At 74.1% G+C, this 21,626-nt stretch carries 26 protein-coding genes; 9 read left to right on the top strand and 17 right to left on the bottom strand.

Annotated features, from left to right (window positions below; translation table 11 throughout):
- Positions 1 to 53 precede the first annotated feature (53 nt).
- The gene (locus ACMT9T_RS07120) at positions 54 to 2,336 is read right to left on the bottom strand and encodes a helix-turn-helix domain-containing protein (protein WP_414744889.1); all 2,283 of its coding nucleotides are present in this window, start codon (positions 2,334 to 2,336) and stop codon (positions 54 to 56) included.
- Between the two features lie 201 nt (positions 2,337 to 2,537).
- Between ACMT9T_RS07120 and ACMT9T_RS07115 the strand changes: the two genes are divergently transcribed.
- Entirely contained in the window at positions 2,538 to 3,359 is an 822-nt protein-coding gene (locus ACMT9T_RS07115; RefSeq protein WP_414744888.1) for an alpha/beta fold hydrolase, read from the top strand.
- Between the two features lie 38 nt (positions 3,360 to 3,397).
- Here the strand turns inward: ACMT9T_RS07115 and ACMT9T_RS07110 are convergent, their stop codons facing one another.
- From ACMT9T_RS07110 to ACMT9T_RS07080, 7 genes are all read right to left on the bottom strand, one after another.
- A complete protein-coding gene (locus ACMT9T_RS07110) occupies positions 3,398 to 4,441 on the bottom strand; it encodes an LLM class flavin-dependent oxidoreductase (protein ID WP_414744887.1) in 1,044 nt (347 codons plus the stop codon).
- 45 nt (positions 4,442 to 4,486) lie between these two features.
- The gene (locus ACMT9T_RS07105; protein WP_414744886.1) at positions 4,487 to 4,816 is read right to left on the bottom strand and encodes a transcriptional regulator; all 330 of its coding nucleotides are present in this window, start codon (positions 4,814 to 4,816) and stop codon (positions 4,487 to 4,489) included.
- On the bottom strand, positions 4,813 to 5,268 hold the full coding sequence (locus ACMT9T_RS07100) for a hypothetical protein (RefSeq protein ID WP_414744885.1): 456 nt from the start codon (positions 5,266 to 5,268) through the stop codon (positions 4,813 to 4,815). Before ACMT9T_RS07100 ends, ACMT9T_RS07105 begins: the two co-directional genes overlap by 4 nt.
- Positions 5,269 to 5,324: 56 nt before the next feature.
- On the bottom strand, positions 5,325 to 6,290 hold the full coding sequence (locus ACMT9T_RS07095) for a quinone oxidoreductase family protein (RefSeq protein WP_414744884.1): 966 nt from the start codon (positions 6,288 to 6,290) through the stop codon (positions 5,325 to 5,327).
- Positions 6,291 to 6,321: 31 nt separating this feature from the next.
- Positions 6,322 to 6,861 (bottom strand): hypothetical protein, encoded by a 540-nt coding sequence (locus tag ACMT9T_RS07090; protein WP_414744883.1) that lies wholly within the window; start codon positions 6,859 to 6,861, stop codon positions 6,322 to 6,324.
- A gap of 103 nt (positions 6,862 to 6,964) precedes the next feature.
- Positions 6,965 to 7,147, bottom strand: coding sequence for a hypothetical protein (locus tag ACMT9T_RS07085; RefSeq protein ID WP_414744882.1), 183 nt, complete (start codon positions 7,145 to 7,147; stop codon positions 6,965 to 6,967).
- Positions 7,148 to 7,672: a hypothetical protein gene (locus ACMT9T_RS07080; RefSeq protein WP_414744881.1), complete on the bottom strand. Its 525-nt coding sequence runs from the start codon at positions 7,670 to 7,672 to the stop codon at positions 7,148 to 7,150.
- Positions 7,673 to 7,932: 260 nt separating this feature from the next.
- Here ACMT9T_RS07080 and cysK point away from each other — a divergent pair, with 260 nt between their 5' ends.
- Genes cysK through ACMT9T_RS07065 form a run of 3 tightly spaced genes read left to right on the top strand, consistent with a single transcriptional unit; the run spans position 7,933 to position 10,114 of the window.
- A complete protein-coding gene (cysK, locus tag ACMT9T_RS07075) occupies positions 7,933 to 8,871 on the top strand; it encodes a cysteine synthase A (protein ID WP_414744880.1) in 939 nt (312 codons plus the stop codon).
- A gap of 2 nt (positions 8,872 to 8,873) precedes the next feature.
- Positions 8,874 to 9,458 (top strand): serine O-acetyltransferase EpsC, encoded by a 585-nt coding sequence (gene epsC / locus ACMT9T_RS07070; RefSeq protein ID WP_414744879.1) that lies wholly within the window; start codon positions 8,874 to 8,876, stop codon positions 9,456 to 9,458.
- Positions 9,458 to 10,114: a TrmH family RNA methyltransferase gene (locus tag ACMT9T_RS07065; RefSeq protein ID WP_414744878.1), complete on the top strand. Its 657-nt coding sequence runs from the start codon at positions 9,458 to 9,460 to the stop codon at positions 10,112 to 10,114. Before epsC ends, ACMT9T_RS07065 begins: the two co-directional genes overlap by 1 nt.
- A 16-nt stretch (positions 10,115 to 10,130) precedes the next feature.
- Here the strand turns inward: ACMT9T_RS07065 and ACMT9T_RS07060 are convergent, their stop codons facing one another.
- Positions 10,131 to 10,613, bottom strand: a complete 483-nt coding sequence (locus ACMT9T_RS07060) for a MarR family winged helix-turn-helix transcriptional regulator (RefSeq protein ID WP_414744877.1) — start codon at positions 10,611 to 10,613, stop codon at positions 10,131 to 10,133.
- A gap of 42 nt (positions 10,614 to 10,655) precedes the next feature.
- Between ACMT9T_RS07060 and ACMT9T_RS07055 the strand changes: the two genes are divergently transcribed.
- Together ACMT9T_RS07055 and ACMT9T_RS07050 are read left to right on the top strand one after the other, a co-directional pair.
- Positions 10,656 to 11,579, top strand: coding sequence for an EamA family transporter (locus tag ACMT9T_RS07055; protein ID WP_414744876.1), 924 nt, complete (start codon positions 10,656 to 10,658; stop codon positions 11,577 to 11,579).
- Complete coding sequence (locus tag ACMT9T_RS07050; RefSeq protein WP_414744875.1) at positions 11,579 to 12,151, top strand: GrpB family protein; 573 nt, start codon at positions 11,579 to 11,581, stop codon at positions 12,149 to 12,151. The genes ACMT9T_RS07055 and ACMT9T_RS07050 overlap by 1 nt, the downstream gene beginning before the upstream one ends.
- A 22-nt stretch (positions 12,152 to 12,173) precedes the next feature.
- On the opposite strand, the gene ACMT9T_RS07045 is transcribed toward ACMT9T_RS07050, so the two are convergent.
- The 3 genes from ACMT9T_RS07045 to ACMT9T_RS07035 all read right to left on the bottom strand — a co-directional run bounded on the left by ACMT9T_RS07045 (position 12,174) and on the right by ACMT9T_RS07035 (position 14,142).
- On the bottom strand, positions 12,174 to 12,575 hold the full coding sequence (locus ACMT9T_RS07045) for a hypothetical protein (protein ID WP_414744874.1): 402 nt from the start codon (positions 12,573 to 12,575) through the stop codon (positions 12,174 to 12,176).
- Positions 12,576 to 12,761: 186 nt separating this feature from the next.
- Complete coding sequence (locus ACMT9T_RS07040) at positions 12,762 to 13,061, bottom strand: YrhK family protein (RefSeq protein ID WP_414744873.1); 300 nt, start codon at positions 13,059 to 13,061, stop codon at positions 12,762 to 12,764.
- A gap of 79 nt (positions 13,062 to 13,140) precedes the next feature.
- Positions 13,141 to 14,142, bottom strand: a complete 1,002-nt coding sequence (locus ACMT9T_RS07035) for an adenosine deaminase (protein WP_414744872.1) — start codon at positions 14,140 to 14,142, stop codon at positions 13,141 to 13,143.
- 82 nt (positions 14,143 to 14,224) lie between these two features.
- Here ACMT9T_RS07035 and ACMT9T_RS07030 point away from each other — a divergent pair, with 82 nt between their 5' ends.
- Genes ACMT9T_RS07030 through ACMT9T_RS07020 form a run of 3 tightly spaced genes read left to right on the top strand, consistent with a single transcriptional unit; the run spans position 14,225 to position 15,862 of the window.
- Positions 14,225 to 14,518, top strand: a complete 294-nt coding sequence (locus ACMT9T_RS07030) for a hypothetical protein (protein WP_414744871.1) — start codon at positions 14,225 to 14,227, stop codon at positions 14,516 to 14,518.
- An 8-nt stretch (positions 14,519 to 14,526) separates the two neighbouring features.
- Entirely contained in the window at positions 14,527 to 15,372 is an 846-nt protein-coding gene (locus ACMT9T_RS07025; protein WP_414744870.1) for a CPBP family intramembrane glutamic endopeptidase, read from the top strand.
- A 49-nt stretch (positions 15,373 to 15,421) separates the two neighbouring features.
- Positions 15,422 to 15,862 (top strand): bleomycin resistance protein, encoded by a 441-nt coding sequence (locus ACMT9T_RS07020; protein ID WP_414744869.1) that lies wholly within the window; start codon positions 15,422 to 15,424, stop codon positions 15,860 to 15,862.
- Here the strand turns inward: ACMT9T_RS07020 and ACMT9T_RS07015 are convergent.
- The 5 genes from ACMT9T_RS07015 to ACMT9T_RS06995 form a co-directional block, all read right to left on the bottom strand.
- Positions 15,859 to 16,509, bottom strand: a complete 651-nt coding sequence (locus ACMT9T_RS07015; RefSeq protein ID WP_414744868.1) for a histidine phosphatase family protein — start codon at positions 16,507 to 16,509, stop codon at positions 15,859 to 15,861. The genes ACMT9T_RS07020 and ACMT9T_RS07015 overlap by 4 nt on opposite strands.
- A gap of 67 nt (positions 16,510 to 16,576) precedes the next feature.
- Positions 16,577 to 18,235 carry a glycoside hydrolase family 13 protein gene (locus ACMT9T_RS07010; RefSeq protein ID WP_414744867.1) on the bottom strand — a complete coding sequence of 553 codons (1,659 nt, stop codon included), beginning with the start codon at positions 18,233 to 18,235 and terminating at the stop codon, positions 16,577 to 16,579.
- Positions 18,232 to 19,140 (bottom strand): carbohydrate ABC transporter permease, encoded by a 909-nt coding sequence (locus ACMT9T_RS07005; RefSeq protein WP_116053104.1) that lies wholly within the window; start codon positions 19,138 to 19,140, stop codon positions 18,232 to 18,234. The genes ACMT9T_RS07010 and ACMT9T_RS07005 overlap by 4 nt, the downstream gene beginning before the upstream one ends.
- The gene (locus ACMT9T_RS07000) at positions 19,137 to 20,000 is read right to left on the bottom strand and encodes a carbohydrate ABC transporter permease (protein WP_414744866.1); all 864 of its coding nucleotides are present in this window, start codon (positions 19,998 to 20,000) and stop codon (positions 19,137 to 19,139) included. Before ACMT9T_RS07000 ends, ACMT9T_RS07005 begins: the two co-directional genes overlap by 4 nt.
- Before the next feature lie 49 nt (positions 20,001 to 20,049).
- A complete protein-coding gene (locus ACMT9T_RS06995; protein ID WP_414744865.1) occupies positions 20,050 to 21,399 on the bottom strand; it encodes an ABC transporter substrate-binding protein in 1,350 nt (449 codons plus the stop codon).
- Positions 21,400 to 21,626 lie beyond the last annotated feature (227 nt).

The following is a 21,626-nucleotide window of genomic DNA, read 5'->3' as shown; positions in this document are numbered from 1 at the left end:
ACGACGACGCCCCTCCCGCATCGCGCGGGAGGGGCGTCGTCGTGCGCGGGCTGTCAGCGCGGCGCGGCCTCCAGGGCGGCGAGCTCCTCCCGCAGGCCGGCCGACCACGCCGCCGGCGCGAGGGTGCCGGCTGCGGCGAGGGCGCCCTCGAGATCCGCCCGCGCGCCGGTCGGGTCGCCGAGGCGGGCGCGCGCGATCCCGCGGTTCCGGAGCGCGCGGGCGCGGTCGCGTCCGTCGCCGCCCGAGGCCGAGGCGGTCGCCGAGAGGTGCTCGTCCGCGAGAGCCAGGGCGTCGTCGAGGCGGCCGAGCAGCAGGAGCGCCTTGCCCGCCTGCGCCATGGCGTCGAGCCCCATGGTGGAGCGCACGTGCGCCGACATCCTCGTGCCGGGGTCGCTGGTCAGGGCACGGATCGCCGCGTAGGCGGCCAGCGCCGCCTCGGGATCCGTGGCGAGCAGCCGCCGGGCGAGCAGGGTGCGCGGGTTCAGCGAGCTCTCGACGTCGCCGAGCGCCGCGAATCCCTCGATCGAGAGGCGCGCCGTGGCCGAGGCGGCCTCCACGTCGCCTCGCGCCTCCTCGCATGCAGCGATGTGGGACAGAGCCCATGCCCGGCCCCGCGCGTCGCCGCCCGCCGTGGCCACCTCGAGCGCCCGGCGCGCGGAGGCCAGCGCCGCCTCCGGATCCCACCGCCCGTAGAACTGCATGAAGGAGAGGTCGTTGAGCGCCTCGGCCTCCATCACGCGGTCGCCGACGCGGTGCGCGACCTCCGCCGAGAGGGCGAAGAGCTCGTGCCAGCGGCCCCACTCCATCCACCGGTCGGCGAACGGCAGTATCGCGGGGAAGGCCCGGGCCACGAGCTCCTCGTCGCCCTCCGCCGCCGCGGCCTCGTACTCGGGCCACCAGGAGTCGACCTCGGCGACGAGCCAGGCGCGCGCCTCGGCCTCCGACGCGAACGACGAGCTCGGGCCGAGGTCCGGCTGGGGGACGTCGTCCTCGGTGAACAGGCGCCCGGCCGCGGACGCCGTCGCGAGCGTCCAGCGGCGCAGGCGGTCGGAGCGGCGCCGGATCTCGTCGGGTGCGACGTCCGCGTGCAGGCACTCCGCGGCGTACAGGCGCAGGAGGTCGTGCAGGCGGTAGCGGGATCCGCTCATCGTCTCGACCATGCCGAGGTCCGCCAGCTCGTCGAGCAGCCCGAGGGCGGCGTCCTCGTCGAGGCCGAGGATCGCGCCCGCCATCGGCGCCGCGAACGAGGAGCCGCGGAGGAGCGCGAGGCTCCGGAACAGGTCGCGCGCCTCGGGGGTGAGGTGGGCGCACGAGGTGGCGAAGGCCGCCTGCACGGCCGTGTCGCCCGCGACCAGGGTGCGGAGGCGGCGGCCCTCGGCACGCAGGCGGCGCACGTGGTCCTCCACGGTCGAGGCGGGCTGCGAGGCGATGCGGTACCCGGCTACCCGGAGCGCGAGCGGCAGGTCGCCGCACAGGTGCGCGAGCTCGTCCAGGTCGGCGCCGACGCGCTGCGCCGCGGGGACGATCGCCTCGAGCAGCGCGACGCTGTCCCGCCGGGGCAGGACGAGCACGCGCAGGTGGCGCGCGCCGGCGAGGCCGGCCAGCGTCCGACGCGAGGTGACGAGCACCGTCGCGCTCGGATCCGCCGCCATCACGGGCCGCACCTGCGCCTCGGTCGCGGCGTCGTCGAGCACCACCACGACGGGCCGCGCGGCCGTGGCCTCGGTCCAGGCCGCGGTCGCCTCCGTGAGTTCGCCCCGGGCCGCCTCCGCACCGGTGAGCTGCCGCAGCAGCGACTGGAGCACCTGGAGCGGCTCGGCGGGCGCGTCGTCGAGGCCGCCCAGGTCGACGAACAGCCGCGGCCGCGACGCGCCCGCGATCCGGTGGGCCGCCTCGACCGCGATGCTCGACTTGCCGACGCCGGGCGCGCCGCTCAGCACCACGAGCAGGGGCGCCTGGCGGGGGCCGGGGCCCTCGGCGTCCGGGCCCGTGGCGGGGCCCGTGGCGGCGGCGACCAGGCGGTCGATCTCCTCGTCCCGCCCGCGGAAGTCGGCGAGTCGGTAGGGCGCGGTGTCGCCGGATCCCGACGGTCGGGTCGACGAGCCGGCGGCGTCCACCGGGGGCCGGGCCGCGGCGAGCAGCCGGTCGCGCCGGCTCCCCTCGAGGCCGAGCGCATCCGCGAGCGCGTACGTGGTCGCCCGGCGGGGACGCGCGCTGACGCCGCGCTCGATGTCGCTGATGGTGCGCACGCTCACGCCCGAGCGCTCCGCGAGGGCCTCGAGCGTGAGGTCGGCCGACACGCGCAGGCCGCGCAGGATCCCGCCGACGCCCGTCATGCGCGCCGCCGCGCGATCACCGCGGGAACGGCACGGGAACTGCCTGCTTCCTGCATGGCGGCTCACCCCCTGGTGACGGTTCGATGGGCGTGATCACCAGGGAGAGATTCGCAGACCGCGGAGCTCCCCGCAAACGCGGAACGGGCCGCTGATCGGCCGCGCGACGCGGCGGGCGCCCCGACCCACAGCCGAGAGGGAACCATGCCGTACTTCACCACCTCCGACGGGACCGAGCTCTACTACACGGAGCAGGGCACCGGGAAGCCCGTGCTGCTCAGCCACGGCTGGCCGCTCAGCTCGGACGCCTGGCAGGTCGAGCTGAAGGTGCTCGCCGACGCCGGCTACCGCGCCATCGCGCACGACCGCCGCGGACACGGCCGCTCGTCCAAGACGTACGCGGGCAACGACATGGACACCTACGCGCGCGACCTCGCGGAGCTGGTCGAGCACCTCGACCTGCAGGACCTCGTCGTGGTCGGCCACTCCACGGGCGGCGGCGAGGTCGTCCGCTACGCCGCGCAGCACGGCGTCGGCCGCGTGCGCAAGGTCGTGACCGCGGGCGCCGTGCCGCCCGTCATGGTCGCGTCGGAGTCCAACCCGGACGGCGTCCCGATGGAGGTCTTCGACGGGATCCGCGCGGGCGTGCTCGCCGACGCGTCGCAGTTCTACATCGAGCTGTCCGACGCGTTCTTCGGCGCGAACCGCGAGGGCAGCGTCGTGTCCGAGGGCGCCAAGCGCGACTTCTGGCGCCAGGGCATGCTCGTGAACCTCGCCGCGGCCTACGACTGCGTCGCGGCGTTCTCCGAGACCGACTTCACCGAGGACCTGAAGGCGCTCGACGTGCCGATCCTCCTGGCGCACGGCGACGACGACCAGATCGTGCCCATCGCCAACGCCGCGCTCAAGTCGGCCGAGCTCGTGGAGCACGGCACGCTCAAGGTCTACGCGGGCGCCCCGCACGGCATCTCGGGCGAGTACCAGAAGGCGCTCGACGCCGACATCCTCGCGTTCATCGCCGACTGACCCGGCCCGTCGTCGGGAGGGCGTCGTCGTGCGTGGGGTCAGGCGCCGGCGGGGGTCCAGCCGAGCGCGGGCCCGAGGCGCTCCGCGACGTCGGCGAGGATCTGCGCGGCGTCGTCCTCCACGAGGCCGGCGGGCAGCACGACGGCGAGCTCGTCGGCGGCCTGCACAGCGGGATCCGCGCGGAGGGCCGCGGCGAGCTCCTCGGCCGGACCCACGAGGTCGCCGGCCCGGACCATGCTCGCGCCGCCCGGCCGGCCCTCCGCCCGGTCGGCCCGCTCGGCGCGCACCGCCGCGTCGGCCGCGTACCGGGAGCGCTGCGCGGCCGTGGCGCCGTCGGTGGGCACGACCACGAGGGCCAGCGTGACGTGGGCGGCGGCCGGATCCGGATGGGCGTCCCGGTAGGCGTCGATCAGCGCGCGCTGGTCGCGGCCGAAGCCCGCGCCGGATCCGCGCTCCGTCACGCCGGAGGCCAGCAGGCGGAAGCCGTGCGCGCCCGCCCAGGCCGCGGTGCGCAGCGTCGCCGCGCCGTAGCCGAGCCGGTCGGCGAGTCCGGGGGAGGACGGCTGCACGGTGGGCGTCATGGCCTCGTCGTCGTCGGGATCCGCGTCGTGCTCCTCCGCGCCCGGCACCCGGCCGCCGCGCAGCAGGTCGCGGAAGCGCAGCAGGCGCTCGCGCCCCGGCTCCTCGTGGTCGGCCGTGACGGGATGGATCGCCCGGTCGAGGGCCGCCACGCGCCCCGGGTTGCCGACCGAGAGGCCGGGGCGGAGGCGGCCGCCGGCGAGCAGGTCGACCGTCGCGAGGTCCTCGGCGAGGCGGAGCGGGTTCTCGGCGCGGACGGGGATCGAGGCGGTGCCGAGCCCGATGCGGCGGGTGCGCTGCGACGCGGCGGCGAGCATCGCGACGGGGGAGGAGATCGAGGTCCGGAGGTGGTCGGGGCGCAGCCACGCGGTGTCGAGGCCGAGCGCGTCGCCGAGCTCCACGAGCCGCAGGGCCTCCTCGAAGCCGCGCGCGGGATCCGCGGGGTCGAAGGGGCCGGTGGTGAGGAGGCCGAGGCGCGTCAGCGGGGATCCGGGTGCGGGCATGGCACGAGGGTAGGCGGTGCCGCCGGGAGGGCGCCGGGCCGGAGCTCAGCCGTCGGTGCCGGCGATCTCCGTCAACGCCGCCATGTGCGCGTCGAACGCGCGGCGGCCCGAGGCCGTCAGCGACAGCCACGTGAGCTGCCGCCGGTCCGAGCGCACCGACGAGGAGGCCTTCCGCGACGCGACGTAGCCGCTCTCCGTGAGGAGCTTGAGGTGCTTGGAGAGGCTGGCGTCGGCGACGCCCAGGGTGTCGCGGAGGACGGTGAAGTCGATCTGGTCGACGCGGCGGAGGAGCCCGCAGATGCGGAGGCGGACGGGCGCGTGGATCAGCTCGTCGAAGGTGGGGGCGGGGGCGGGGCCGGGCACGGCGCGCGTCACGCCCGGTGGATCCGCGCGACGGCGGCCCGGAACGCGAGCGTGGCGAGCCACGTGACGAGCGCGAAGGCCGCGAGCGCGGTGATCGCCACTCCCCAAGGCAGGCCTTGCGCGACGAGGCCCAGCGAGATCGAGAAGAGCATGAGGCAGGCGACGAGGCACGCGACCACGAGCAGGACGGCGCGTGCGCCCACCTCGCGGAAGCGGATCCCGGTGCGGTGGCGCAGGAGCACGAGGAGGACGAGCCCCGCGGCGATCGCGACCCATGAGGTGGTCGGCGGCTCGTAGTCGGCGCCGGGGGAGAGGGTCGCGGCCTGCGCCACCCACGCGAGGGCGATGGCGCCGAACCCGGCGAGGTGCGCGCGCGGCTCCGGGATGCGGGCGGCGAGCGCCTCGCGGTCGGCCTGGACGTCGCGGAGGGCTGCGGCCGCGTCCGCTGCTCGATCGTTTTCCATGAGGGAAAGCTACATGTCGTTTTCCCTCATGGCAAACGATTAACGACGATCCGCCGTCAGGGGATCAGGACGACGGAGCCGGTCGTGCGACGGGCCTCCAGGTCCTCGTGCGCCCGCGCCGCGTCGGCCAGCGGGTAGGTGGCGCCCACCCGCACATCGAGGGATCCGTCGAGGAGGCCTGCGAACAGCTCGCCCGCGCGCCACCGTCGCTCCTCGGCGTCGAGCAGGAAGTGGGCGAGCGTCGGGCGGGTGACGGAGAGGGATCCGCCGGAGTTGAGCCGCTGCAGGTCGAACGGCGGCACCTGCCCGCTCGCGCCGCCGAAGAGCACGAGCGTGCCGCGGATCCGTAAGCTGCCGAGCGAGCCGGCGAACGTGTCGCGGCCCACGCCGTCGTAGACCACGTCGACGCCCCGGCCGTCGGTCAGCTCGCGGACGCGCATCGGCACGTCGTCGTACCCGAGCACGTGCGTCGCGCCGGCCGCGCGCGAGAGGGCGGCCTTCTCCTCGGTCGAGACCGTCGTGATCACCTCGACACCGCGGTCCACCAGCAGCTGCGTGAGCAGGAGGCCCACGCCGCCGGCGCCCGCGTGCACGAGCGCACGATCCCCGGGGCCGGCCGGGTACGAGCTCGTCGCGAGGTAGTGCGCGGTGAGGCCCTGCAGCGGGAGGGCGGCAGCGGTCTCCATCGCGACGCCGTCGGGCACCGGCAGCAGCGTCTCGGCACGGACGAGCGCGTGCTCCGCGTACGTGCCTTCGGCCTCGGCGGTCGCGACGCGGTCGCCCACGTGCACGCCGCTCACGCCGTCGCCGAGCGCCTCGATCACGCCCGCCGCCTCGGATCCGGGCACGTACGGGTGCGCCATCGGGTAGACGCCGCTCCGGCGGTACGTGTCGATGAAGTTGACGCCCGCGGCGTGCACGCGGATCCGCACCTCGCCGGGTCCGGGATCCGGCACCGGGCCGTCCGTCAGGGTCATGACCTCGGGGCCGCCGGGCCCCTCCACCTCGATGCGCGCGCTCATGGGTCCAGCCTGCCGTGTCGGCGGGCGGCGGTCACGCGTCGCGCGGCGGTCGGTCCCCCTGGTCCTGCTCCTCTTCCCGTCGCCGCTGCTCCTCGCGCTCGGCGATCTTGCGGCGGTACCCGTCCATCGCCCGCTCGTCCAGCCGGTGGCGGATCTCGGCGACGTCGGGCGCGAACATCTCCTTGGTCATCTCCTTCGTCTTGACCCACTTCTCGTGGTACCCGGCGTCGGTGTCCCCGGGACGCCAGGCGCGCGACCAGAGGACGAAGGCCGCTTCCACGCCGGACATCACCGAGGCGAGCACGCCACCGGTGGGGACGCCGAGCCACAGGATGACCGTCGCCGCTGCGGCCATCGACCCCGCGAGCCACGGGAGGACCGCGAAGCCCCATCCACCCGGGGCCATCAGTCGACCGCGGATGACGAAGGGGCGCTCGACCACGACCTCGACGGTGCAGAAGACCAGGGTCATGAGGGTCACGGCTCCGATCGTCCGGTCGAGCGAGCCCGGGCCCCAGGCGGGGACGAGCATGAGGACCTGGGACGCCACGACCACGATCGGTGCCTTCACCAGCGCCACCGTGAGGTGCCCCCACAGCGGCGCCCACAAGCCGGGCGGTGTCCAGCCGGGAGGGTTCCGCCGGACCGGGTCACCCGCTATCTCATCGGACATCTCAGGCCTCCAGCGAGGCGGGGCTGAAGCACGCGGCCACCACTCCGTCGAAGCCCAGGAGCGTGGTGATCAGCTCGGCTGCCTCGCCAGGGATCTCTTGAGCCAACGCACCCGTGTTCAGCGCCTCGATGATGCCTCGCACGCTGCCGTAGATCTCGCGCGCCTCCCGGATCCAACCGACCACCTAGAACACGGGCAGGCCGTATTGGGCGATGACACCTGCCACGGCTGCGCCGCAGGCGATCCAGTCGATGGCGAGTCGAACCGTGGGAGCGGCGCTGCGGAGATCCGCTGCGTGCACGGCGCGTCCCGTGCCGATAGGCGAGAGCGCATCGTCTGGCGTCGAGGACCGCATCGATGTGTCGATGCGCGACGATGCGGTCACCCGGTCGATGGCTTGACCCAGGCGGTGCTCGTAGTCCGGTGTCGTGCGGGGATCTGCCGACTTGATGTCGTCGGGCAGGGCATCGAGCACGGCGACGAGGCCGTCGAGGTCGGCGTCGGTCATGGCGGGGGTGGAAGCGCGGCTGATAGCCGGGGCCGTCCGGGCGACGGAGTCGACGCTCGCGCGTGCGACCGCTGCCTGATGCGCGGCGGCGGCGTGCGGGACTGCGCTGGGAGCGGCTCCCAGGGCGGCGGTCATCGCGCCGACCAGCGAGGCGGCGGTGACGACGAGCATCATCGTGAGTGGACGCGCGGGGATGGGCATGTCTCTCCTTCGTGAGCAGGAGGGATCCCGGTTCGGGTGCGGATGACGGACGCCGCGGGATCGCCTCGGGGTTGTCGCGCGAATCCTCGCTCGGGCGACGCCGGCGGTGACGGGCTCCTCCACAGGATGCCCGGGCAGACCGTCCGCCCGCCCTGGAATGCCGTCGCGTCACGCGCGGTTGCGCTCCCATAGGCTCGACGACGAGCAGGTGCGCGCGGCCCGGCCCCGCACCGATCAGGATCACGACGAAGGTGGAACCCATGGCAGGTCGCGTCTACGACGACATCACCGAGCTGGTCGGCGGCACTCCGCTCGTCCGGCTCAACCGGCTCACGGAGGGGCTCGACGCGACCGTGCTCGTGAAGCTCGAGTCGCACAACCCGGCGTCCAGTGTGAAGGACCGCATCGGCGTCGCCATCATCGACGCGGCCGAGGCGTCGGGCCAGCTGAAGCCCGGCGGCACCATCGTCGAGGGCACGAGCGGCAACACCGGCATCGCGCTCGCGATGGTCGGCGCGGCGCGCGGGTACACGGTCATCCTCACCATGCCCGAGACCATGAGCATCGAACGCCGGCTGGTGCTGCGGGCGTACGGCGCGCGGATCGTCCTGACGCCCGGGCCCGAGGGCATGCGCGGAGCCGTCGAGCGGGCCCAGCAGATCGTCGCCGAGACGCCGAACGCCATCTGGGCGCAGCAGTTCGCGAACGCGGCCAACCCGCAGAAGCACCGCGAGACCACGGCCGAGGAGGTCTGGGCGGACACCGACGGCGCCGTCGACGTGTTCATCGCGGGCGTCGGCACGGGCGGCACCATCACGGGCGTCGGCCAGGTGCTCAAGGAGCGGAAGCCGGGCGTGCAGATCGTCGCGGTCGAGCCGCTCGACTCGCCCATCCTCAACGGCGGCAAGCCCGGCCCGCACAAGATCCAGGGCATCGGCGCGAACTTCGTGCCCGAGATCCTCGACACCGAGGTCTACGACGAGGTCGTCGACGTCTCGCTCGAGGACTCCATCCGCGTCTCGCGCGCGCTCGCGACCGACGAGGGCATCCTCTGCGGCATCTCGTCCGGATCCATCGTGTGGGCCGCGCTCGAGATCGCGAAGCGCCCCGAGAGCAAGGGCAAGACCATCGTCGCGATCGTGTGCGACTACGGCGAGCGGTACCTCTCCACCGTGCTGTTCGACGACCTGCGCGACTAGGCGTGGGAGTCGTCGCCCGCCTCGTCGAGGACCTCCGCTCGGCGCGCGCCCACGACCCGGCCGCGCGCGGGTACCTGGAGATGGTGCTCGGCTACCCGGGCCTGCACGCCGTGTGGCTGCACCGGGTGTCGCACGCGCTCTGGCGACGGCGGATCCGTCTGGCGGCGCGACTCCTCGCGCAGGCCGGGCGGGCGCTGACCGGGGTGGAGATCCACCCGGGCGCGCGCATCGGGCGACGGCTGTTCATCGACCACGGCATGGGCGTCGTGATCGGCGCGACGGCCGAGATCGGCGACGACGTGCTGATGTACCACGGCGTCACGCTGGGCGGGAAGAGCCTCGTGCACGGCAAGCGGCACCCGACGGTGGGCGAACGCGTCACGATCGGCGCCGGCGCGAAGCTGCTCGGGCCTATCACCATCGGCGCGGGCAGCGTCATCGGCGCGAACGCGGTCGTCGTGAAGGACGCGCCTGCGGGATCCGTGCTCACGGGCATCCCCGCGGTCGAGACCGGGAAGCGGGCCGGGCGCGCGCCCGATGCGCATGTGGATCCCGCGTTCTTCGTCGACCCGGCGATCTACATCTGATGGCCGACTCCGAGGCCCCCGAGCCGACGCCGACGGTCGAGCTCTCCACGCACGGCGTCGGCCCGTGGCCCGGCGGACCGGAGGCGTGGCCGGACGAGCCGCACCTGGATCCCGAGCTGCTCGAGCGCGGCGACACCCGCAACGTCATCGACCGGTACCGCTACTGGCGCATGGACGCGATCGTCGCCGACCTCGACCAGCACCGGCACCCGTTCCACGTGGCCATCGAGAACTGGCAGCACGACATGAACATCGGGTCGATCGTGCGGAGCGCGAACGCGTTCGCGGCCGACACCGTGCACATCGTCGGCCGCCGCCGCTGGAACAAGCGCGGCGCGATGGTCACCGACCGGTACCAGCACGTCGTGCACCACGCCACCATCGCCGACCTCGTGGAGTGGGCGCGCGGCGAGGGCCTGCCGATCATCGCGATCGACAACGTCGACGGATCCGTGCTGCTCGAGACCACGCGCCTCCCGGAGCGCTGCGTGCTCGTCTTCGGCCAGGAGGGCCCGGGCCTCAGCGACGAGGCGGTGGCGGCGGCCGACATGACCGTCGCGATCTCGCAGTTCGGATCCACCCGCTCCATCAACGCGTCGGCGGCGGCCGCGGTCGTGATGCACGCGTGGATCACGCAGCACGTGTCGTTCGGCTGACCCGCGGCGCAGTGGCCTAGGCGCTCGTCGGACCGAGCCGGCCGAGCAGCTCTGCGAGCGTCCGGCGCTCCCGGGCGTCCAGCGGGGCGAGCAGCGCCTCCTCCGTGGCGAGGTGGTCGGGGAGCACGCGGTCGACGAGCTCCCGGCCCGCCGCCGTGAGCTCGACGAGCTTGCCGCGCCCGTCCTCGGGGCGGGGGTGCCGGGTCACGAGGCCGAGCGCCTCCAGGCGGTTGAGGCGCTGGGCGACGGCGCTGGTGGTGATCATCGACTCCTGCGCGAGCACCGCCGGAGCCAGCCGATGGGGCGTGCCCTGACGCCGGAGGGTCGCGAGCACGTCGAAGGTCGATGCGTCGATCCCGTGGCGCGCGAAGGTCCGGTCGAGCTCGGCGGAGAGAACTCCGGCAGCCCGCGCGAGCCGCCCCATGACGGCCATGGGCCACGGGTCGAGGTCGGGGCGCTCGACACCCCACTGCTCGAGGATGCGATCCACGTGATCCATGCCGCCCACCCTACTAGCTAAGCACTGAGCTACATTGGCTCCGTGCTCACCGACCGACTCCGCCTCGTCCTCCTGACGGCCATCGCGCCCGCACTGTGGGGCACGACCTACGCCACCTCCACTGCCTTCCTCATCCCGGGCCATCCGCTGCTGACCGCGACGCTCCGAGCGCTGCCCGCCGGGCTGGTACTTCTCGCGATCGGCCGCCAGCTGCCGCGTGGCGCATGGTGGTGGCGCTCCGCTGTCCTCGGAGCGCTCAACATCGGCGCGTTCTTCGCGTTCCTGTTCATCGCGGCCGACCGGCTGCCGGGCGGCGTCGCGGCGGTGATCGGCGGGATCCAGCCGCTGCTGGTCTCCGTGCTCGCCGCGTGGGTGCTGCGGGATCGGCTGCCGGTGCGCGTGGTCCTCGCGGGGATCGTCGGCCTGGCGGGCGTCGCCCTGATCGTCCTCCGGGCCGACGCGCGACTCGACGCGACCGGTGTCGTCGCAGCTGTCGCGGGCGCGCTCTGCATGGCGGTGGGCGTGGTGCTCGCGAAGCGATGGGGCTCGGTTCACCCGCCCCTCGTGACCACGTCGTGGCAGCTCCTCGCGGGCGGGCTCCTCCTCGCAGCGCTCACTGCGGCCTGCGAGCCGCTGCCCACCGCGCCGCTCACGCCGGTGAACGTCGCCGGGTACGCGTACCTGGCGCTCGTCGGGACCGCGCTCGCCTATCTCCTGTGGTTCCGCGGCGTGCGCGCGCTCCCGGCACGCGTGCCCGCCTTCCTCGGGCTGCTCAGCCCGCTCGTCGCCGTCGCCATCGGGCTGTGCTGGTCGGGCGAGTCGCTGTCGCCGGTGCAGGCCCTCGGGGCGGGCTTGGTGCTGGCGTCGGTCGGCGCGGCTGTCGCGGTCCGGGCGCCGCGTCCGCCCGCGCCGGGGTCGGCGAAGCCGGGTCCTGGCTCGCGGAGGCCCGCCAGGATGTCCCGGTGATGGACGACCGCGATCGCCGCCGACCCGACGTGACGACCGTGGAGGTCGTGGGCGGGCAGCCGCCGCTCACCGTCGGGCTGCAGGAGCACGACCCGGCGTGGGCGGAGGCGTACCTCGAGCATCGGCGGCGGATCCTCGATGCCGTGGGTGACGCGGCGCTCGCCGTCGAGCACATCGGCTCGACCTCCGTGCCGGGCCTCGCCGCGAAGCCCATCGTCGACGTCGTGCTCGTGGTGGCCGACATCACGGCGGAGGAGGACCACGTCGCGGAGCTCGTCGCCGCGGGCTACGAGCTGCGCGTCCGCGAGCCCGGGCACCGACTCGTGCGCACGCCCGCGCGGGACGTCCACGTGCACGTGTACGAGGAGGGCGCTCCCGCGGTCGAGGCCTACCTGCTGCTCCGCGACCGGCTGCGTTGCGACGACGCCGATCGCGACCTCTACGAGCGCACGAAGCGGGAGCTGATGATCCGGCGGTGGGAGACGATGGACGCCTACGCGGACGCGAAGACCGCGGTGATCCAGGGGATCCTCGCCCGGGCGCGGGCGGCGCGCGCGGCGCGCGGGATCTGAGCGCCGTCGCGATCCGGCACGGTCAGCGGAACGGCCACTCGTCGTGCGTGTGCGGCACCGCGACGACCTGCACGTCGTCCTCGTACACGATGCGGCCGGGCGTGCGGGTGCGCAGCTCGTGCCAGGGGACGTCGTGCCGGTCGAGGAGGTCGAGGTACGCGCGCGTGACGCGGAGCAGGTCGACGGAGCCAGCGCGGAACCAGGCGCGCGCCCGCGGGTTGAGCGTGCGGTCGTAGCAGTCGGGGACCACGCTGGACGGATCCGCGTACGTCGCGTTCATGTGCGCGTTCGAGGCCGCGATCCAGGCCATCTCCTCCTCGGACAGGCGGCCATCGTCACGCAGGCCGTTCGCGAGCGCGAAGACGCCGGGGAAGGTGCCGCGGCGATTGGGGGCGGCGCTCTGGAAGCGCACGAAATCAGGCATCCGGCGAGGGTAGCCCGGGGCTCGCGGGCCCGGTCGGCGTGGCCCCCAGTCGTGCGGGTCCGAGCGATGCCGACCGCGCCCGCCGCGGCGCGCGCTGACGCGCGGCTCGTCTTCCTCGCCGGATCCTGCCTGCTCGACGCGGACAGTGCGACGGCCGACGCCGCCGTCGTGGGCCGACCCGGGACGTCAGAAGTCGCGTCCCGTGTCTCCGGGCGCACGGGACCCGATGCGGGTGAGGTGCACCCGGCGACCCAGGCGGATGAGCGGCCGGATCATCAGCTGGATGCTGCCGACGAGGAACAGCCAGGTCCCCGCCGTGGTGGTCGACTCGGAGAAGAAGAGGAGGCTGCCGGCGACGAACCACGCGGCGACCATGATGTCGTTGGCGATGCTCGCGACCTCGTACTTGTGGCGGATGACGAGCTCCTCGTCCCCGATCGTGATGATCACGGAGCGGCTGCTCCCGGGATCCTCGTGCGGCGTCATGCTCCTAGGCAACCACGGACGCGGCGCCGGTCGTCCCGTCGAGGCGGCACCCGGAGGCAGCACGCCGCCTGGCCCGGCGTCAGAGCGCGGACGCCCGCCACGCGTCCACCACGGCCAGCAGCTCCGCGCGGCGCTCGTCGGACAGGAACGACGCCTCGAACGAGTTGCGGGCGAGGAGCGCGATGGCGTCGTCGTCGAAGGCGTGCGCGGCCCGCAGCTGGCGGAGGTTCTCGCCCAGGTAGCCGCCGAAGTACGCGGGGTCGTCGCTGTTCACGGTCGCCAGCACGCCGCGGGCGAGGAGCTCCGGGAGGGCGTGCTCGTCGAGCGTCTCGTTCACGCCGAGGCGCACGTTCGAGAGCGGGCAGACGGTGAGCGGGATCCGCTCGGCGACGAGCCGGTCGACGAGCGCGGGATCCTCGAGGCAGCGCACCCCGTGATCCACCCGCTCGACGTGCAGCAGGTCGAGCGCCTCGTGGATGTAGGCGGGCGGACCCTCCTCGCCCGCGTGCGCGACCGCGTGCAGGCCGAGCTCGCGGGCGCGCGCGAAGACGTCGACGAACAGGGACGGCGGGTAGCCGACCTCGGCGGAGTCGAGCCCGACGGCGAGGAGCTCGTGGGCCCGGCCGGCGACCGACTCGAGCGTCGCCATCGCCTCCTCCACCGGGCGGTCGCGGAGGAAGCTGAGGATCAGGCCGCCCGAGATGCCGTGGCGGACGCGCGCGTCGCGGAGGGCGTCGAGCAGGCCGTCGAGCACGTCGTCGACCGGCACGCCCCGGGTGGTGTGCGCCTGCGGGTCGAACGACATCTCCACGTGCCGGATGCCGTCGGCCGCGGCCCGCTCGAGGTACGCGGCGGCGAGGTCGTGGAAGTCGCGGCGCGTGCGGAGGACCGCGGTGCACGCGTAGTAGAGGTCGAGGAAGGACTGCAGGTCGGTGAAGGCGTAGCGCGAGCGGAGGTCCTCGATGCCCGCGTAGGGGAGGTCGACGCCGTTGCGCTCGGCCAGCTCGAACACCAGCTCGGGCTCGAGGGTGCCCTCGACGTGCAGGTGCAGCTCGGCGGTGGGCGGGAGCGTGGAGATCATCCGTCCACGGTAACGGGCCGCGTCGGGGTGACCGCCGGGCCGACCGCTGGGCGGTGGGCGCGGACGTCCGTAGGCTCGGGGCATGGAGGCGTTCGAGGTCACGGTGCTCGGGGAGCGGTGGCGGATCGCCGAGCGGGAGCCGAGGGGCGCGACCCCGACGTACGACCTCGCCTGGCTCACCGGACCGGCGGGCGGCACGTACGGGTTCACCATCGGGGGCGGGCACCTGACCCCCGAGCAGCTGATCGCCGAAGCGACCGCGTTCGTGGACGGCTTCGCCGAGCCCGGCGGGATCGGCGAGGACTTCCCGGGCTTCGTCCCGGCCCGCTTCCGCGGCGAGGGGCATGGCGGGCAGCCGGCGCCGGGGCGCGCATGAGCGTGCGCGTGCATCACCGGATCCTCGGCCGCACGGTCCTCGTCCTCTGCGCGGCCCTCGGGGTGCTGGCGCTCGGGATCGTCCTCGTCGCCGAGCCCGACGGGGCGCCGACGTCGGCGGATCCGGGTGCGCCCTCGGTCCCGTGGTGGGCGGTGCTCCTGCCCGCAGCCGTGGGCATCGCCCTCACGCTGATGCTGCCGCGACGGATGCCGGAGCAGCCCGCGATCGTGTCCGCGCCGGCGCGGCACCGGGCGGCGACGTGGATCCTGCTGGTGCTCGCCGCGGCCTTCCCGCTCGCGGTGGGAGCGCTCGGGCTGGCGCGGAGCGAGGGCTACGTGCTCCTGAAGGCCGTCATGCTGATCGCCCTCCCCGCCGTCGTGGTCGGCGTGCTGCGCGGCATCCGCATCGACCGCGTCCGCGATGCCGGGCGCTGGTGGGCGCCGGCCGTCGTCGTGGTGGTGTGGGCGCTCCTGTCGCAGGTCGCCCCGTGGAACCCGCGGCCGGACCTGGGCGGCGTCGACACCTCGACGCTGCTCGTCGCCGCGGTGGCGACGGCGCTGACCGCCGGGATCGGTGAGGAGCTCTTCTACCGGCGGTGGCTGCAGACGCGGCTCGAGGCGTCGCTCGGCCCTGCGCCCGGCATCGCCCTCGCGTCGCTGGCCTTCGCGCTCATGCACCTGGCCTCCCACGGCACCGGCGCCCCGGTGCTGGACGTGGCCCGCGTCGTCGTCGCGCAGGGGTCGTTCGGTCTCCTGCTCGGGATCCTGTGGTGGCGGCATCGGAACCTGCCCGCGATCATCGCCGCGCACGTCGTCGTGAACGGATGGCCGGTCGCCGAGCACCTGCTCGCGTGACGGGGGCCGGCGCTGCTCCGGCCCGCGATCCGTCTGCGAGCATGGCCGCATGGATCCCGACGACGAGCCCGACCTGGTCCCCGAGCTGCTGGTCACGGACCTCGCCGCGAGCCTCGTGTTCTGGCGCGACCTCTGCGGCTTCGCGGTGCGCTACGACCGCCCGGCGGAGGGCTTCGCGTACATCGCGCGCGGCGGCGCGCACCTCATGCTCGAGCAGGCGGGCATCATCCGGAACTGGGTGACGGGGCCGCTGGAGCGGCCGTACGGGCGGGGGATCAACTTCCAGATCGCCGTCGAGGACGCCGACGTCGTCGCGGAGTCGCTCGCCGCGGCGGGCGTCGCGCTCTTCCTCGAGCCGGAGACGACCTGGTACCGGATCGGCGACGAGGAGGCGGGCGTCCGCCAGTTCCTCGTGCAGGATCCCGACGGCTACCTGGTGCGGTTCCAGTCGTCGATCGGGGAGCGGCCCGCCACGGCGGAGCCCGCCTAGGCCGTCGTCCCGCCCGTCGGGCCGGACGGGGCGTCCTCGCCGACGCCGCTCGCGGGCTCGCCCTCCCAGGACTCGAGGGTCCAGTCGCGGCCCGAGCCCTCCAGGATCACGACGCCCGTGTTCTCCAGCGCGTGGTCGGCGACGAAGGCCGCGTCGAGGCCGCGGGCCCGCATCCCCGACCAGCAGCGGATGGCGGCGCCGTGGCTGACGAGCGCGACCGTGCCGTGGCCCGAGCGCTCCGCCTCCGCGACGACCTCGTCGAACCGCGCGGCGAACTCGCGCCCCGTCTCCCCGCCCGCCAGGCGCCGCTCGTCCTCGCCGGCCACCCAGCGGATCATCGTGTCCAGGTACTCCTCGACGGCCGCGCGGTCGCCGCGCATCTCCAGGCCGCCCGCGCCGATCTCGCGGATCCCGGCGCGCTCGACGGGGGCGAGGCCGAGCGCGTGCGCGAGCGGCGCGGCGGTCTCGTGGGTGCGCCGCATGGTCGAGACGTGCAGGGCGCCGATCGCCTCGTCCCGCAGCGTCTCCGGCAGGAGCGCCGCCTGCGTGCGCCCGAGGTCGGTGAGCCCGGGCCCGGGGACGCGGGTGTCGAGGACGCCGGCCACGTTGGAGCTGGTCTGGCCGTGGCGGATGAGGATCAGGCGCATGCCCCGACGGTAGCGCGGGGGAGCGGAGCAGGGCCGGGGTCGGAGGATCCGCTCGCGCGCCCCGCCGTCACCGTGACCCGTCGGGCACCAGCCATGCGGCGGTGTCGGGCGGCAGCATCCCGTCGACGTCGCCGGTCGAGCTGATGACGACGCGGAACCCGGTCGGCAGGGGCACCGGATCCGTCCCGAAGGCGACCCAGCACTGCAGGTCGCCCCGGCGGAAGGCCAGGGCGTCGGGCGGCGCGTCCAGCCAGACGAGCGGCTCCGTCGGCACGATCAGGGCGCGGCGGGCCGCCAGGAGCCGCCGGTAGTGCCGCAGGGTGGACGCGGGATCCGCCTCCTGGCGCTCGACCGTCAGCTCCGCCCAGGCGTCCGGCTGCGGCAGCCACGGCTCGGCGGGGTCGCCGTCCGCGTCCGCGCCGGCGGTCGTGAAGCCGTAGGGTGGCGCGCTCCCCGACCACGGCAGCGGCACGCGTGAGCCGTCCCGTCCGGGGTCGGTGCCGCCGGAGCGGTGGTGGATGGGATCCACCCGGCGCGCGTCGGGCAGGCCCTCCACCTCGGGCAGCCCCAGCTCCTCGCCGGAGTACACGTAGGCGGCGCCGGGGAGCGCCATGGTCATCGTGACGGCGGCGCGGGCGCGACGGCGGCCGAGGTCGTGGTCGACCGGATCCACGCCGAAACGCGCCCGCTGCTCCTCGTTCGAGGCGCGCACCGCGGGCTGCTCCCGGCCGTACCGGGTCACCTGGCGGACGACGTCGTGGTTGGTGAGGGCCCACGCGCTCGGCGCGCCCGACTCCCGCGCCTTCGCCAGGCCGTCGTCGATGACGCGGCGCCAGGGTGCGGCCCGGAAGGCCGTGTGCAGCGGCTCGAACTCGAACGCGGTGTGCAGCTCGTCGGGCCGCAGGTACAGGGGCAGGCGCCAGGGCCGGGCGACCCACGCCTCGGCGACGAAGACCCGCGGCGGATCGTAGGAGTCGGCGACCCGGCGCCACTCCCGGTACACGTCGTGCACCTCGTCCTGGTCCCAGCCGGGGTGCGCCTCCGTGCGGCGGTCGGCGCCGAGGCCGTCGGGCAGGCCGGGCGCCTTGGCGAGGCCGTGCGCGACGTCGACGCGGAAGCCGTCGACGCCGCGGTCGAACCAGAAGCGGAGCACGTCGACGAACTCGGCCCGCACCTCGGCGCTCGTCCAGTCGAGGTCGGGCTGCTCGGGGGCGAACATGTGCAGGTACCAGGCGCCGGGGCGTCCGTCGGCGTCGGTCGTGCGCGTCCACGCGGGCCCGCGGAAGCAGCTCTCCCAGTCGTTCGGGGGCAGCTCGCCGTCGGATCCGCGGCCCTCGCGGAACAGGTACCGCGCGCGGTCGCCGGCGTCCCCGGCCAGCGCGCCGCGGAACCAGGGGTGCGCGTCGGAGGTGTGGTTCGGGACGATGTCGAGCAGCACCCGGAGCCCCAGCGCGTGCGCCTCCACGATGAGCGCCTCGGCGTCGGCGAGGGTGCCGTACGCCGGATCCACGTCGCGGTAGTCGGCGACATCGTACCCCGCGTCGACCATGGGCGACGGGTACCAGGGGTTCACCCAGATCGCGTCGACGCCGAGCTCGGCCAGGTACGGCAGGCGCGCCCGGAGGCCCGCGAGGTCGCCGACGCCGTCGCCGTCCCCGTCGGCGAAGCTGCGGAGGAGCACCTGGTGGATGACGGCGCTGCGCCACCACCCGTCGGCGCCGGTCACCCCTTGACGGCGCCGCCGCCGAGCCCGGCCACGAGGTACTTCCGGGCGAAGACCGCGATGAGGACCACCGGGATCACGAGCGCGATGCTGGCCGCCGCGAGCGTCTGGTACGTCGAGATGTCGTCGGCGCCCTTCTGCGCGGCGATGAACACGGGGATCGTGACGGCCTGGTTCTGCGTCAGCGTGAGCGCCACGAGGTACTCCTGGAACGCGACGAGCAGCGTGAAGACGCCCGCGGTCACGAGCCCCGGGCCCATGAGCGGCACGATCACGCGGCGGAACGCGCCGAAGCGGCTGCAGCCGTCGATCATCGCGGCCTCGTCGAGCTCGGTCGGGATGTCGCGGAAGAACCCGACGAGCAGCAGCAGCGTGAAGGGCATGTTCACCGCCACGAGCGCGGCCGTGAGCGCCACGTTCGTGTCGTAGATCCCGAGCGCCTGGCTCATCTCGTAGAAGGGCAGCACCACGGCGAACCGCGGGATCGTGCGGAGGACGACGGCCAGCACGAGGAGGAGCGGGCCGATCACCCCGGCGTACCGGGCGAACGCGTACGCGGCGGGAGCGCCGACCGCGAGCGCGACCACGACGGTGAGCAGCGCCACGATGAACGTGTTCACGAGCACCGCCGCGAACCGGGTCCCGCGCCAGAGGTCGACGAAGGCGTCCAGGCGCGGCTCGAAGACCCACGTGGGCGGGTTGGTGAAGGCGTCCTGGAACGGCTTGATCGCCGTCAGCAGGGCCCAGAGGAACGGGCTCAGGGAGATGAGCACGATCACGACGAGCGCGGCCCCGGCCCACAGGGAGCCGAGCGCCTCGCGGCGGCGACGCTCCCGGGCGGTCAGGGTGCGCACGTCCCCGGGGGCGCGGCGGCGGCCGGTGGGCACGAGCGGAGTGGATGCGGTCATGCGGCCCGCGCCCCCTTCCAGGTCTGTCGGAGGAACGGGATCAGCAGCACGAGCGTGATGAGGATGGTCACCACGTTCACCGCGCTCGCCACCCCCAGCCGGTACGACTCCCCGAGGGCCACCTGGTACACGAACACCATGAGCGACTCGGTGCCGACGCTGCCGGCGGCCGGGGTGATGATCCGGATCGAGTCGAAGACCTTGAGGCTGTCCATCAGGCTGATCAGCGTCACGAAGGAGAACAGCGGCGCGAGCAGCGGGATGATCATGTACCGCTGGCGCTGCCACCAGCCGGCGCCGTCGAGCTGCGCGGCCTCGAGCGGCTCCTCGGGCAGGGTCTGGAGGCCGGCGAGCAGCACGAGGATCACGAACGGCGTCTCGTGCCAGAGCGCGTGCAGGCCGATGAGCACGCGGGCGGGCCCGGTCTCCGTCAGCCAGTCCACGTGGATCTCGAACACGGCGAGGCCCTGGTTCACGACGCCGCCGAAGATGTCGTTGAAGAGCCAGGAGAAGTTGAGCGCGCCGATCACGGTGGGCACCACGTAGCTCGCCATGAGGAGCCCGAGGATGACCATGCGCCCGCGCTCGATGCGGTTGAGCAGCAGCGCGATGCCGTAGCCGACGATGAGCTTCGCGACCGTCATGACGATCGCGTACGTGATCGTGAAGGCGGCGTCGCGGCCGAACCGGCGGTCGGTGAAGATCTCGACGTAGTTCGCGATGCCGTTGAAGACGCCGGGCTGGCCGACCGGCACGTTCTGGAAGCTCCAGACGAGCGTGGTGATGAGCGGCACGATCAGGAGCCCCGCCATCAGGATGATGGCGGGGGCCGTGAACGCGGCGAAGGTCTTGAGCCTCATGCCCGGAGGCGGAGGCGGGGGCGGGACGTGGTGCCGGGGATCCCGTGCATCAGGGCGCGAAGCCCGCCGTGGCGATGGCCTGCACGGCCGCCGCCTGGAGCTGCGCGGCGCCGTCCGCGGAGGAGAGCGTGCCGTCGACGACCTGCGCGAGGATCGGCGCCATCGCGGCGAACACGTCGGACATGTACGGCACGAGCGGCAGGCCGTTCGGCTTCTCGCTCTCGAGCACGTCGCGCGCGGCCTCCTCGAAGGGGAGGTCGGCGGCCTGCGCCTGCGTGGTGCGGGCGGGGATCGTGGCCTTGGCGGCCTCGGTGGCGGCGTCGGCGCCGGTCGCGACGCCGAGCAGGTCGAAGAGGAGGTCCTTGTCGACCTTCGAGTTCGCGGCGATCGAGAGGCCGTCGACCGAGAGGCTGGTGGCGGGGGTGCCGCCCTCCTCGACCGCGGGCGGCACGGCGAACGCGAACTCGTCGAAGTTCTCCGTCTGCCCCTCGTCGAGGAGCGCGGAGACGCGGCCGGCGAACAGCATCGACATGGCGGCCTGGCCGGTCTGCAGCTGCGTGATCACCTCGGGCGACGACCACGAAGTCGACTGCGTGCTCATCTGCTGGTAGGTGGCGCGGAGGGTGTCGAGCGCCTGGATCGACTCGGGGGTGTCGAGGGTCGGGGTGGCGGATCCGTCCTCGAACCACGTGCCGCCGAGCGAGCCGAGGTACTGGTTGTAGGCGCTCGAGTTGTCGCCCGCGGCGTTGAACGGGAGGGCCAGCGGGTTCGCCATGCCGGTCTCCGTGCGGATCCTGTCGGCCGCCGCGTACATCTCGTCGAACGTGGTCGGCACCTCGATGCCGAGGTCGGAGAGGATGTCCTCGCGGTAGATGAAGATGATCGTGCCCCAGAAGGTGGGGATGCCGACCTGCTCGCCGTCGTACTGCAGCGACTCCAGCAGGGTCGGGTCGATGTCGTCGATGCCGAGGTCGTCGCCCTTCTCGGCGATGCGGTCATCGAGCGGCTCGATCCAGCCGCGCTCCGCGTAGAGCGGGTAGACGGTGCCGTAGACCTCGACGAGGTCGTAGCTCGGGTTGGTGCCCGACATGGACTGCACGGCGCGCTGGTTCTGGCCGCCGAAGTCGGTGGTCGGGGCGTTGACCGTGAGGTTCCCGGCCGTGCAGCCGGTGGCGATGGCGTCGGTGAAGGGGTTCGTCGACGGGCTGTTGTAGGAGAGCACGTTGACGGTCGTCTTCGCGTCGGGCTGCGGGATGTCGCAGGCGACGCCCGCGCCTCCCACGTCGGCGCCGGCGCCGCAGCCGGTGAGGGCGACGGTGGCGGCGGCCACCGCGGCGCCGAGCGCCAGGCGGATCGGGCGGCGTCGTCGGCGGGTGGTCGGGGTGGCTGTGTCGCGCATCGGAGTCCTTCGGGGTGCGGGTCGCGGGAGGCGACGGGACGAGGAGGATGCACGCGGGCGTGCGGTCCGGGTGGGGGATCGGCGGGCTCTCGTGCCGGGGCCGCCGGTCGCGTCCCCTGCCCGCGTCGCGGTCTCTTAGTACACAAACTACGGGCGAGCTCACGGACTGTGTCCGTTCCTGGGCCACGCCCAGCAATGCGAAAGACCGTGCGGGGCCGGGCGGCCGT

The organism is Clavibacter vidaverae (assembly GCF_047529985.1).
GTDB classification, from domain to species: domain Bacteria; phylum Actinomycetota; class Actinomycetes; order Actinomycetales; family Microbacteriaceae; genus Clavibacter; species Clavibacter nebraskensis_A.
This window is presented reverse-complemented; position numbering and strand designations above follow the sequence as displayed.